The sequence below is a fragment of the Kitasatospora sp. NPDC042419 genome (genome assembly GCF_056437345.1).
Genome location: NZ_JBWKAW010000024.1, coordinates 63,200 through 75,299 on the forward strand (window position 1 = coordinate 63,200; position 12,100 = coordinate 75,299).

Genomic DNA, 12,100 nt, shown 5'->3' on the forward strand with positions numbered 1-12,100 from the left:
GCCATCCGGAAGGGCTGAGCCGCCCCGGCCGCGGCCGGCGGGACCGGCCGGGCCCGCGGCGGGCTCAGCCCGCCGCGGCGGCGGCCGGGGCGGGGGAGCCGAGGAAGGCCTCCCAGCCGCCGGGCGGCGCCTGGCCGACGGCGAGGCTCTGCAGCTTGCGCAGCACGGCGGGCTCCTGCGCGTCCAGCCAGTCGACCAGCTGCCGGAACGACACCAGCCGGACCTCCGGCCGGCCGGCGATCGTCCTGAGCACGTCCTCGACGGCGTTCATGTAGATGCCGCCGTTCCACTCCTCGAAGTGGTTGCCGATGACGAACGGCGCCCGGTTGGTGGTGTAGGCGCGCTCGAAGCCCATCAGGTAGGCGTCCCGGGCCTGGGTCTGGTAGCCCGGGTGGAGCGCCGGGGCGGCCTTGGTGTTGCTGCCGCACTGGTTGAACATGATGTTGTAGTCCATCGAGAGCACCTGGAAGGTGTGCCCGGGGAAGGGGATGGACTGCAGCGGGAGGTCCCAGAGCGCGCCGCCCTGGATCTTCTGCGGCCAGATCTGCGTCCCGTTGCCGCTGCTGTCGTAGCGCCAGCCGCGCTTGACGGCGGTGGGCAGCAGGTTGCGCTGCCCCTCCAGGCAGGGGGTGCGGCTGCCGATCAGCTCCTTGCGGTAGTCGAAGGGCAGCGCGGGCAGGTCGGTGAAGCCGGTGGTGGTCCGCCAGTTGGTGACGAAGTCCATCGCCTGCTGGATCTCGTGGTCCCACTCCTCCGGCGACCACTGGCCGACGCCGGTGGCGCCGCAGAAGTGGCCGTTGAAGTGGGTGCCGATCTCGTGGCCCTCCAGCCAGGCGGCGTGCACGTTCTCCAGGGTGTCGTGGATGTGCTGGTCGGTGAGGTAGCCGATGTCGGAGGCGCCGACCTTGTGCTGCGGGGGGTGGTAGAGGTCCTTCTTGGACTCGGGCAGCAGGTAGAGGCCGCTGAGGAAGAAGGTCATCGACGCGTTGTGCTCCGTGGCGAGCCGGCGGAACCGGGCGAACAGCCCGTTGTCCAGCTCGCCGGCGCCGTCCCAGGAGAAGACCACGAACTGCGGCGGGCGCCCGCCGAGCGCGAGCGGCTCGGCGGTGGGCTGGTTCGGCTGCGGGCCGGTGTCGGAGGTGGAGCCGTCGCCGAGCAGGGTGACCGGCGGCTTCGCGGCCTCGGTCGGCGGTCCGGCCTGGTCGATCCCCGGGGTGGCCGGTACCGGGTCCGGGGTGCCCACCAGCCCGTCGGCGTCGGTCCGGCCGCAGCCGGCCGCGAGGGCGGCGGCGCCGGCGGCACCCGCGGCCAGCAGGGTGCGGCGGGAGAGGACGTCCATGGTCACTCCGTTCGTGGGGCGTGCGCGGGAGGCGGGGCACGGCAGGCGGGCGCGACCGTCCGAGACGGACGGCGGTCCGGTCGGACAAATGCGGTGATAGGCCTGTGAACGGGGTCAGCATGGCATGTGGTCAAGATCGGTCAAGGTTCCACCACGGACGGTCGGAACTGATCGCCCTAATGGTGCAACCAGGACGGTGTTCCTGAGTGTCCGATGAAGAGGCCACCACGGTTCCCGGCATCCGCCAGGTGACGGGCAGGTGGCTTCGCGATGACATCTCACCCGCTCGGACCAGCCAGGGCCCGCTGGACCCTGCCGAATGGGGGGAGCAAGTACGACCGTCGTATGGATGTGGCATAAGGTCCGATCCGGTTGCATTGGTCTCAGGAAACTTCCAGGAACCGGCAGCCGGTCGTCTCGTCAGCAGAGGGGAGCGCCGGTGGGCGCCCAGCAGAGCAGGAGCCCGTGGCCGGGCACCCTGGCGGTCGGGGCCGCGCTCGTGCTGGGCGCGTGGCTGCTGAACGACGGCGGCCACGGCGCCCTCCCCCCGGCGCCCGGCGCCGGGCAGGCCCTCTCGGGCTTCGCCCCGGTCTCCGTGGTGCCGCCGCTCGGCCCCTCGGCGCCGACCCGGATCCGGATCCCCGCCGTCCGGCTCGACGCCCCGGTCACCGGCCTCGGCCTCGACCGGGAGGGCCACCTCCAGACCCCGCCGGAGTCCGACCGCAACCTCGCCGGCTGGTACCGCGGCGGGGCCTCCCCCGGACAGCGGGGCACCGCGATCATCGCCGGACACGTCGACAACGACAGTGGGCCCGCCGTCTTCTACGACCTGGGCGCGCTGCACCGCGGCGACCGCATCGAGATCCTCCGCGAGGACGGCCGCACCGCCGTCTACCAGCTCTACGCCATCGAAGTGCACAACCGAAAGGACTTCCCGGACGACCGGGTGTACGGCCAGGCTGCCGACGCTCAGCTGCGGGTGATCACCTGCGGCGGCGGATACAGCGAGGACCACGGCTATCAGGGGAACGTAGTCGCCTACGGCTTCCTGGCCGACACCACCCGGCCGGGGAAAGCCGCATGACCTCCCTCTCCGAAACCTCCCAGCTCGCCGTCCGCTGGAACCCGCTCGACTGGCCGCTCACGCACGGCCCGATCCCGTACGCGGTACTGGCCGCCGGCTGGGCCGCGCTGGCCCTGCTCGTGCTCTCGCGCGACCGCCGCTGGCTCGGGCTGCGCCCGGTCGGCGCCACCCTGCTCGCCGCCGCCCTCACCGGCGGGATCAAGTTCGTCGTCGACGGCTGGTGGCACCCCTTCCCCGAAGGCACGCCCGACTACGTGGTCGGCTGGGTCGCCCTCGCGCTGTTCGCGCTGAGCCTGGCCGGCTTCCGCGCCCCGCTGCTCCCCGGACGGCAGCGGTTCCTCGCCGCCGGCGGCGCCGCGCTGGTGGTGCTGATGGCGGCCTCGCAGGTCAACCGGGGCTTCGACCAGTACCCGACGGCCCGGGTGATGCTCGCGCCGAAGACCCAGGCCCTCACCACCGGCAAGGCGCCCGAGGTCGTCACCCCGCCGGCCGGCAAGGTGCTCGCCGAGGTCTGGCAGCCGCCGGCCGGGCTGCCCGAGAAGGGCACCGTGTCGACCGCGGCGATACCCGGGACCAAGTCCGGTTTCGAGGCCCGCGACGCGTACGTCTACCTGCCGCCCGCCTACCAGGCCAGCCCCCGGCCGCTGCTCCCGGTGCTGGTGCTGATGGCCGGCCAGCCCGGCAGCCCGTCCGACTGGGTCAACTCCGGCGGCATGCAGGAGCGGCTGGACGCCTTCGCCGCCGACCACCAGGGGCTCGCCCCGATCGTGGTGATGGTCGACCAGATCGCGACCATGTGGGGCAACAGCCTCTGCATGGACTCCCGGATCGCCCGGTCCCAGACCTACCTGGCCGAGGACGTCCCCGACTGGATCCACGGCCACCTGCAGACCGCCACCGGCCGCACCGCGCGCTCGATCGGCGGCGCCTCGCTCGGCGGCACCTGCGCGCTCCAGCTGGCCCTCAACGCCCCCGACGTCTACGCGTCCTTCATCGACATCTCCGGCCAGGACGAGCCCACCCTGGGCAGCCACGACGAGACGGTGGAGAAGGCCTTCGACGGGGACGAGAACGCCTTCGCCGCCGTCGACCCGCTGCACCTGATGACCACCCGCCAGTACCCGGACACCGCCGGCGTCTTCGCGGTCGGCGCAGGTGACGGGGACTTCCGCCCGCAGCAGGAGAAGATGTACGCCGCCGCGCAGAAGGCAGGGATGAAGGTGGACTTCCAGCCGATCCCGGGCGGCCACAGCTGGACCGTGTTCCGGGAGGCGCTCGACCGGAACCTGCCCTGGCTGGCCCAGCAGACCGGGATGATCCGGTGATCCGGCTCGGCGCCGCCCCGGCCCTCGTCGGGGAGCGCGAACGGGAACGGGAACGTCCGCGCGTCCCCGCGCAGCCGACCGGCCCCGACCGGGCGTCCGGCGGGGCCGCCGCACCCGACCCCCGCCCGCCGCAGCGCGCGAACCGGGCCCTCGCGCTCGCCGGCGGACTGGCGACCCGGCTCGGCGAGGCCCCGCTGACCCTGGTGCTGCTGGTCGCCCTCTGGACGGTCGGCGCCGCCAGCGCCAGCCTGGCCGACGGACCGTCCGACGCCCTGCTGGAGCGGACCGGCGTCGGCCTGCCGACCCTCGCCGAGGGCCGCTGGTGGACGCCGATCACCTCGCTGTTCTGGTGCTCCGGCCTCGGCGCGTACGTCTTCACCAGCTTGCTGCTGCTCGTGGTCGGCCCGGCCGCCGAGCGCCGGCTCGGCCCGCTGCGCACCCTGGGCGTGCTGGTCGGCGGGCAGCTGGCCGGCACCCTGGTCGGCGCCGCGGCGGTCGCGGCCGGCTCCTGGGCCGGTGAGCAGTGGACCGACTCGATCGCGGACCAGACCGCGGTCGGCCCCGGCGTCGGCCTGTTCGCGCTGTCCGGCGTGCTCGGCTACCGGCTCACCGTGCTCTGGCGCCGCCGGCTGCACCTCGTGGTCGTGCTCGTCCCGCTGGTGATGACGCTGTACGTCGGCCACCTGCAGAGCGTCCAGCGGTTCTCCGGCGCCCTGATCGGCCTCGCCGCGGGCGCGGTGCTCAGCAGCGGCCGCCCGCACCTGCGCTCGCACCGCTCCTCGCACACCGAGACCCGGGTGCTGGTCGCGCTCTGCCTGGTCGCCGCCGCGATCGGGCCGATGATCGCCTCGCTGTACGACAACGCGGCCGGCCCGTTCAACACCTTCTCCGAGATCTACCTCTCGCACCGGCTCACCCCGGACGAGGTCGCCGACTTCTGCGCGAGCTCCGCCCACGACTGCGCCCGCGCGCACGCCGTCGAGCGGATCTTCGACACCCCGGCCCGGCTGATGGCCACGCTCTTCCCGGCCCTGCTGCTGGTGCTGGCCGAGGGCCTGCGCCGCGGCCTGCGGCTCGCCTGGCGGATCACGATCGCCACCGAGCTGCTCTGGACCGCCCTGCTGGTCTGGCTCTTCACCGGGACCGGCACCGGCTCGGGCGACGTCGTGCAGTACTTCGTCGAGGCGCTGGTGCTGCCGCTGATCACCACCGGCCTGCTGCTGGCGACCCGGCAGCGGTTCTCGCTGCGGCTGCCGCGCGCCGTCCTCGGCCGGCTGGCCGTGGTGCTCGGCGGCGCCCTGGCCGCCGCCTCCGTCGCCTACACCGGGCCGGGCCTGCTGGTGGCCGGGCAGTTCGAGCCGGGGGCGACCGTCGGCGGGCTGGTCGCCGGGCTGCCGGCCCAGTTCCTGCCGCCCGCCTACAACGACCTGCTGCCCGACTACCCGATCGCGGTCGGCCCGGTCGCGCGGTTCCTGGAGACGTACTGCGGCCTGGCCTTCTGGGCGGTCGCGCTCACCGCGCTGCTGCTCGCGTTCCGGCGGCCGGTGCTGCACGTGGACGCCGAGGACGCCGCACGGGCCCGGGCGCTGCTCACCGAGCACGGCGGCGGGTCGCTCTCCTTCCTCACCACCTGGGACGGCAACCACTACTGGTTCGACGAGGACGGCCGCGCCGCCGTCGCCTACCGGGTGCTCAACACCGTCGCGCTGACCACCGGCGACCCGTTCGGCGCCCCGGACGCGCGCCGCCGGGCGGTGGCCGGCTTCGCCCGGTTCTGCGACGCCCGGGGCTGGACGCCGTGCTTCTACAGCGTCACACCGGAGACCAGGGCCGCCGCCGGGCAGCTCGGCTGGCGCTCCCTGCAGGTCGCCGAGGACACCGTGGTCGCGCTCCCCGGGCTGGCCTTCACCGGCCGCAAGTGGCAGGACATCCGGACCGCGCTGAACAAGGCCGGCAAGCAGGGCATCACCGCCGAGTGGTGGTCCTACCAGGAGGCACCGCTCGCCCTGAAGGAGCAGATCCGGGCGATCTCGGAGGAGTGGGTCTCCGAGAAGGGACTGCCCGAGATGGGCTTCACCCTCGGCGGGCTGGAGGAGCTGGACGACCCGGCGGTCCGGCTGCTGCTCGCCGTCGACGCGGACCGCACCGTGCACGGGCTGACCAGCTGGATGCCGGTCTACGAGAACGGCGAGCCGGTCGGCTGGACGCTGGACTTCATGCGCCGGCGCTCCGACGGCTTCCGGGGCGTGACCGAGTTCCTGATAGCCTCCGCCGCGCTCGGCTTCAAGCAGGAGGGCGCGAGCTTCCTCTCGCTGTCCGGCGCGCCGCTGGCCCGCTCGGAGAAGGAGCCGCCCACCGGGCTGCAGAAGACCCTGGACTGGATGGGCCGGGTACTGGAGCCGGTCTACGGCTTCCGCTCCCTGCTCGCGTTCAAGGCGAAGTTCCAGCCGGAGTACCGGCCGATGTACATGGCCTACCCCGACCCGGCGGCGCTGCCCAGCATCACCCGGGCGATCGGCAAGGCGTACCTGCCGCACCTGACGCCGGCGCAGGGCGTCCGGCTGATGCGCAAGCTCTCGTCCTAGCCGGACGGCCGCGGCCGTCCCGGGCCGCCGCCGTCCGGGGCTCCCCGGCCGCGGCGGTCCGGGGCCGGTCCCGGGCGCCCGCCGACGCCCCGGACCCGCCGCCGCGGACCTGCCGCCCCGTGCGGGCGGCGGCTCAGCCGAGCAGCTCGGCGAGCGCGCGGTCGGCGTCCAGGTGCAGGTGCTCCTCGCCCTCCGGGACGACGAGCCTGCTGCGCCACAGGAAGCGCCGCAGGTCGGCGGAGTCGAACTGGACCAGCGCGGTGCCCTCCGGCGCCCGCAGCTCGACCATGGTGCGGCGGCCGAGCGCGGGCCGGACGTGCACGTCCCCGGCGCCGGAGGGCAGCTCCAGGCCGGCGCTCAGCAGCTGCCGGGCGAAGACCCAGACGATGTCGTCGTCGCGGTCGGAACCGCCGTCGGAACCGCGGCCGGAACCGCGGCCGGAACCGCGGCCGGTGCCGGGCTCGTCGGCCCGGTCGTCCAGCGAGAACTCGGCGGGGAAGGCCATCCGGACGGCGAGGGGGTCCTCCGGCAGGTAGGCCAGGGTCACCCGGAGCCGGGCGGAACGGTGGGGGGAGAGGATCAGACGGGCCTGGACGGTCTCTTCGACGACGGTGTGCACGGCGGGTTCCCTTCGCTGGTGTGAGGCCGGTGACGGCTGTGGAGGGTGGGGCGGCCTCACCCGGATGAGAGACGGTCCGGGGGGTTCCGATTACCCGCTTTTCCCGGGCTTTCGATGTGAGCCGCGTCACATCGCTTTCCGGCCGCGCGAGCCACGCGCGAGCCCGGCCCGGCCGCCCGAACGCCGCCGGGCCCGGTAGGCTGGGCGGGTTGTCCGATCGCCGCCCGACCGCGGGACGGGGCTGCCAGACCGCCTCTGACCTGCGATGATCCCCCCTCGGAGACCGTGAGTACTGCCGCCGCCTCCTCGATGCCGCTCTTCTCCGACGCGGACGAGCCGCATGCGCCCGTCCGGGCCGTCGGCCATGCCGCGCCGACCACCTCGCACCACCTGTCACCGGCCTTCCCCGGCCGCGCGCCCTGGGGTACCGCCGGCAAGCTCCGGGCCTGGCAGCAGGGGGCGCTGGACAAGTACATCGAGAACCAGCCGCGCGACTTCCTCGCCGTCGCGACCCCGGGCGCCGGTAAGACCACCTTCGCGCTGACCCTGGCCTCGTACCTGCTGCACAACCACCTGGTGCAGCAGGTCACCGTGGTCGCGCCGACCGAGCACCTGAAGAAGCAGTGGGCCGAGGCCGCCGCGCGGATAGGCATCAAGCTGGACCCGGCGTACTCCTCCGGCCCGCTCTCCCGGGAGTACCACGGCATCGTGGTCACCTACGCGGGCGTCGGCGTGAACCCGATGCTGCACCGCAACCGGACCGAGGCCCGCAAGACGCTGGTCATCATGGACGAGATCCACCACGCCGGTGACTCCAAGTCCTGGGGCGAGGCCTGCTTCGAGGCCTTCGAGCCGGCCGCCCGCCGGCTGGCGCTGACCGGGACGCCGTTCCGCTCGGACACCAACCCGATCCCCTTCGTCCAGTACGAGGCGGGCGGCGACGGCATCCGCAAGTCGGTCGCCGACTACACCTACGGCTACGGGCACGCGCTCGCCGACCACGTCGTCCGTCCGGTGATCTTCCTGTCGTACAGCGGCAACATGCGCTGGCGCACCAAGTCCGGCGACGAGCTGGAGGCCCGGCTCGGCGAGCCGATGACCAAGGACCTGATCGCCCAGGCCTGGCGGACCGCGCTGGCACCGCAGGGCGAGTGGATCCCGGCCGTGCTCCAGGCCGCCGACCGCCGGCTGGGCGAGGTCCGCAAGGCGATCCCGGACGCCGGCGGCCTGGTGATCGCCACCGACCAGAACACCGCCCGCGCCTACGCCAAGATGCTGCGCGAGATCACCGGGGAGAAGGCCACCGTGGTGCTCTCCGACGAGGCGGAGGCGTCCAAGCGGATCTCCGACTACGCGGCCGGGGACTCGCGCTGGATGGTCGCCGTCCGGATGGTGTCCGAGGGCGTCGACGTGCCGCGCCTGGCCGTCGGCGTGTACGCCACCTCGATCTCCACCCCGCTCTTCTTCGCGCAGGCCGTCGGCCGGTTCGTGCGCGCCCGCAAGCGCGGCGAGACGGCCTCCGTCTTCCTGCCGACCATCCCGACGCTGCTGGGCTTCGCCAACGAGATGGAGCTCCAGCGCGACCACGTGCTGGATCGGCCGAAGAAGGAGGGCGAGGGCCTCTTCGACGAGGAGGACCGGCTGCTCGCCGAGGCCGAGCGGGCCAACGACGGCCCGGACGGCGCCGGCGGCGACGAGTTCTCGTACGAGGCGCTGGGCTCCGACGCGGTCTTCGACCGGGTGCTGTACAACGCCATGGAGTTCGGCATGCAGGCGCACCCGGGCAGCGAGGAGGAGGAGGACTACCTCGGCATCCCGGGCCTGCTGGAGCCGGACCAGGTGCAGATGCTGCTCCAGAAGCGTCAGCACCGGCAGATCCAGCGGAGCAAGGGCAAGCCGGCCGAGGAGGCCGACCTGCTGGAGCTGCCGGCCGAGCAGCGGCCGGTCGTGACGCACCAGGAGCTCCGGGAGCTGCGCAAGGAGCTGAACGCGCTGGTCGCCGCCTGGCACCACCGCACCAGCCAGCCGCACGGCACCATCCACAACGAGCTGCGCCGGGAGTGCGGCGGTCCGCTGACGGCACAGGCGACCGCCAATCAGCTGAAGGCGCGGATCGCCCGGATCCGGGAGTGGGCGAAGTGACGTCCCGTCGGGGTGCGGGGTGCGGGGTGCCGGAGCGCGTGGGCGTCGGGGCCGGGATGCCTTGAACCGTAAGGTCATGTGACGTTCAGGTATACGCGAAGGATTTGTGGAGACAGCCGGTGTGACGATCGGCTAATGTTCCGCGTGCCGAACCGCCGTTGGGCTGTCGAAGCCGTGCGACCACCCGTCCGTGGCCGCCGCCGGAGCCCTCGGTGACATCGGTTCGCGCACCTCACCGACCCGGGACGCGGCCCCGTCGCGCGCGGGCCTGCCTGTCTTCACAAGGAGCACACCGATCGTGTCCTACCCCCCTCACGCCCAGCCCGAGCTGTCCGACAAGTCGAAGGTCGTCGCGGGCGTCCTGACGATCCTGCTCGGCGGCCTGGGCGTCGGCCGCTTCTACACCGGCCACATCGGTATCGGCATCGCCCAGCTGCTGACCTGCGGCGGCCTCGGTGTCTGGTCGCTGATCGACGGCATCCTGTTCCTCACCAGCAACGACCGGACCGACGCCCAGGGCCGGCTGCTGCGCAGCTGACCCTTGCGCCCGTTCGCGAAGGTGCGCCGCCGCCCCGGCTCCGGCCGGGGCGGCTCCGCCGTTCCCGGAAGCGGCCGACCGGAGCGGGCCCGGCCGCGCGCCGACCTGCCGAACGCCGCGTGGCCGCGCGCCGACCGGCTGCGCACCGCCTGGCCGCCGGTGGCGGTGCTCGTCGGCGGCCTGGCCGGCGCCGCGTACCTCTGGTCGCGCAACCCCCATCTGCCGGGACAGGCACTGCCGTTCTGCCCCTGGCGGAAGGTCACCGGCCTGGACTGCCCGGGATGCGGCGGCACCCGGATGACCTACGACCTGATGCACGGTGACCTCGCCGCGGCCTGGCAGGACAACGCGGCACTGCTGCTCTCGCTGCCGGTGGTCGCCGCGGTCTACCTGGTCTGGCTGCGGCACGGCCTGGCGGGGCGGCGCTGGCAGCCGCCGCTCGGCCGCCGCGGGACGGCGGTGCTGCTCGGCACGGCGACGGCCTGGACGGTCCTGCGCAACCTGCTCTGACCGCGGGCGGACGCCGGGCCGGCCGGACCCCGGAGTGTCCGGACTTCGGAGTGTGGTCGAACCTGTGCACCGCCGGGGCGGGCGAAATATTGCTGATTGCCCGGATTTGTCAAGGGCGAAAAAATTGATCTTGCCCGAATTTTGGACAAGCACTTCCGCCGCCGCAATTCCTTCACTACCTTTCCCACACGCTCTCCCGCCGGGTGACCCCCGCGAGACGGGCGCGCAGGGCCCCAGGACGTCAAGGACGACACACCGCGGCCCGAGCGCGGCCACCCACCCTGCGCGCGACATTCGAGTCCCGGACCGGTCAGCCGATCCGCGACCCGCCGCGGAAAGGAATGCGCGTCGTGACTGCAGAGACCTCCCAGACCCTGGACCGTGGTGTCCGGGTCCTCAAACTCCTCGCCGACTCGGAGCGCGGGCTCACCGTGACCGAGCTGGCGGCCCGGCTCGCCGTCAACCGGACCGTCGTCTACCGGCTGCTGGCCACCCTGGAGCAGCACGGGCTGGTACGCCGGGACATCGGCGGCCGGGCCCGGGTCGGCCTGGGCGTGCTGCGGCTCGCCCACCGCGTCCACCCGCTGCTGCGCGAGGCCGCGCTCCCCGCCCTGCGCAGCCTCGCCGAGGACCTCGGCGCCACCGCGCACCTCACCCTGGTGGACGGCAACGAGGCGCTGGCGGTGGCCGTGGTCGAGCCCAGCTGGACCGACTTCCACGTCGCCTACCGGACCGGGCTGCGCCACCCGCTGGGCGAGAGCGCGGCCGGCCGGGCGATCCTGGAGGCGCGGGCCTTCCCGAGCCAGCGCCGGCCGGAGCAGGGGTTCGTCATCACCCGGGCGGAGGAGCAGTCCGGGGCGTCCGGCGCGGCCGCCGCACTGCTGGGGCTGAGCGGGATCGAGGGCAGCGTCGGCGTGGTGATGCTCAACGGCCTCGTCCCGGAGCGGGTCGGCCCGCGGGTGGTGGAAGCGGCCACCGAGGTCGCCGACGCGCTGCGGTAGCGGGCCGCCGCCGGCCGTGCCGCGGCCCGCGCCCGGACGGCCGGCGGCACCTTCGGGCGGCCGTCCGCGCGACCGTCCGGGTGGCCGTGCGGGTGCCCGCCCGGTGGCCCGGGTGTGTTTGGATGCCTCTGTGTCCGACTCCAAGCTGCCCAAGGCCCTGACCGCCCCCCGGACCCGAGCGCTCGCGCTCTGCGGGGTGCTGGTCGCCGCACTGTTCGGCGTGGCCGCCTTCGTCCCGCTGCCGTACACGCTGACCTGGCCGGGCGTGACCGCGGACACCCTCGGCAGCTACCAGGACCGGCCGGTGCTGACCGTCACCGGAGCCCCGGTCCGGACCACCCAGGGACAGCTGCGGATGGTCACCATCTCGGCGACCAACCCGGGGGAGCGGGCCACCCTCTGGCGTTCGCTCCAGGCCTGGTTCGACCAGGACGAGGCCGTCCGGCCGACCGACACCGTCTACCCGCAGGGCGACCCGGTCAAGGCCGAGGAGGTGACGGCCCAGCAGATGGCGGAGTCGCAGGACAGCGCCACCGCGGCCGCCCTCTCCTACCTCCACCTCTCGCCCGACCAGGTGAAGGTGAAGGTCGACCTCGGGGACATCGGCGGCCCGAGCGCGGGCCAGATGCTGGCGCTCGGGATCGTCGACAAGCTCGCGGGCGACGGCAAGGGCGGCGACCTCACCGGCGGGCTGACCGTCGCGGGCACCGGGACCATCGACGACGACGGAGTGATCGGCGCCGTGGGCGGCGTGCCGCTCAAGACGCAGGCGGCCGCGCGGGACGGTGCGACGGTGTTCCTGCTGCCCAAGGACGAGTGCGCGGACGCGAAGGTGAACACGCCCGACGGGCTGCGGCTGGTGCCGGTGGGGACGCTGTCGGAAGCGGTCTCGGCACTGGACGCGCTGCGCTCCGGCGGGACCGTCCCCGGCTGCTGAGCAGCGGCGCCCCGGGCGCG

The 12,100-nt window shown here is 73.7% G+C and carries 10 protein-coding genes; 8 read left to right on the plus strand and 2 right to left on the minus strand.

Translation table 11 applies throughout. The features are described 5' to 3' along the window. Positions 1 to 64: 64 nt before the first annotated feature. Positions 65 to 1,339 (minus strand): polysaccharide deacetylase family protein, encoded by a 1,275-nt coding sequence (locus AC067J_RS32730; RefSeq protein WP_478305403.1) that lies wholly within the window; start codon positions 1,337 to 1,339, stop codon positions 65 to 67. A 439-nt stretch (positions 1,340 to 1,778) separates the two neighbouring features. Here AC067J_RS32730 and AC067J_RS32735 point away from each other — a divergent pair, with 439 nt between their 5' ends. Genes AC067J_RS32735 through AC067J_RS32745 form a run of 3 tightly spaced genes read left to right on the plus strand, consistent with a single transcriptional unit; the run spans position 1,779 to position 6,333 of the window. Then, a complete protein-coding gene (locus AC067J_RS32735) occupies positions 1,779 to 2,423 on the plus strand; it encodes a class F sortase (protein WP_478305405.1) in 645 nt (214 codons plus the stop codon). Continuing rightward, the gene (locus AC067J_RS32740) at positions 2,420 to 3,748 is read left to right on the plus strand and encodes an alpha/beta hydrolase (protein ID WP_478305407.1); all 1,329 of its coding nucleotides are present in this window, start codon (positions 2,420 to 2,422) and stop codon (positions 3,746 to 3,748) included. Before AC067J_RS32735 ends, AC067J_RS32740 begins: the two co-directional genes overlap by 4 nt. Continuing rightward, positions 3,745 to 6,333, plus strand: a complete 2,589-nt coding sequence (locus tag AC067J_RS32745; RefSeq protein WP_478305409.1) for a rhomboid family intramembrane serine protease — start codon at positions 3,745 to 3,747, stop codon at positions 6,331 to 6,333. Before AC067J_RS32740 ends, AC067J_RS32745 begins: the two co-directional genes overlap by 4 nt. Before the next feature lie 133 nt (positions 6,334 to 6,466). On the opposite strand, the gene AC067J_RS32750 is transcribed toward AC067J_RS32745, so the two are convergent. Continuing rightward, a complete protein-coding gene (locus AC067J_RS32750; RefSeq protein WP_478305411.1) occupies positions 6,467 to 6,952 on the minus strand; it encodes an SsgA family sporulation/cell division regulator in 486 nt (161 codons plus the stop codon). 309 nt (positions 6,953 to 7,261) lie between these two features. Here AC067J_RS32750 and AC067J_RS32755 point away from each other — a divergent pair, with 309 nt between their 5' ends. The 5 genes from AC067J_RS32755 to AC067J_RS32775 all read left to right on the plus strand — a co-directional run bounded on the left by AC067J_RS32755 (position 7,262) and on the right by AC067J_RS32775 (position 12,080). Further along, positions 7,262 to 9,094 (plus strand): DEAD/DEAH box helicase, encoded by a 1,833-nt coding sequence (locus AC067J_RS32755; RefSeq protein WP_478305544.1) that lies wholly within the window; start codon positions 7,262 to 7,264, stop codon positions 9,092 to 9,094. 298 nt (positions 9,095 to 9,392) lie between these two features. Next, positions 9,393 to 9,632, plus strand: coding sequence for a TM2 domain-containing protein (locus AC067J_RS32760; protein WP_478305413.1), 240 nt, complete (start codon positions 9,393 to 9,395; stop codon positions 9,630 to 9,632). Between the two features lie 3 nt (positions 9,633 to 9,635). Continuing rightward, positions 9,636 to 10,142 carry a DUF2752 domain-containing protein gene (locus AC067J_RS32765; protein ID WP_478305415.1) on the plus strand — a complete coding sequence of 169 codons (507 nt, stop codon included), beginning with the start codon at positions 9,636 to 9,638 and terminating at the stop codon, positions 10,140 to 10,142. Positions 10,143 to 10,492: 350 nt separating this feature from the next. Then, complete coding sequence (locus tag AC067J_RS32770) at positions 10,493 to 11,143, plus strand: IclR family transcriptional regulator (protein WP_270146684.1); 651 nt, start codon at positions 10,493 to 10,495, stop codon at positions 11,141 to 11,143. Between the two features lie 130 nt (positions 11,144 to 11,273). After that, positions 11,274 to 12,080 carry a S16 family serine protease gene (locus tag AC067J_RS32775; protein WP_478305417.1) on the plus strand — a complete coding sequence of 269 codons (807 nt, stop codon included), beginning with the start codon at positions 11,274 to 11,276 and terminating at the stop codon, positions 12,078 to 12,080. Positions 12,081 to 12,100: the final 20 nt, after the last annotated feature.

Bases quoted from the DNA above. Each gene is read 5' to 3' on its own strand.
- AC067J_RS32730 (WP_478305403.1), bottom strand. From the start codon at position 1,339: ATGGACGTCCTCTCCCGCCGCACCCTGCTGGCCGCGGGTGCCGCCGGC.
- AC067J_RS32740 (WP_478305407.1), top strand. From the start codon at position 2,420: ATGACCTCCCTCTCCGAAACCTCCCAGCTCGCCGTCCGCTGGAACCCG.
- AC067J_RS32755 (WP_478305544.1), top strand. From the start codon at position 7,262: ATGCCGCTCTTCTCCGACGCGGACGAGCCGCATGCGCCCGTCCGGGCC.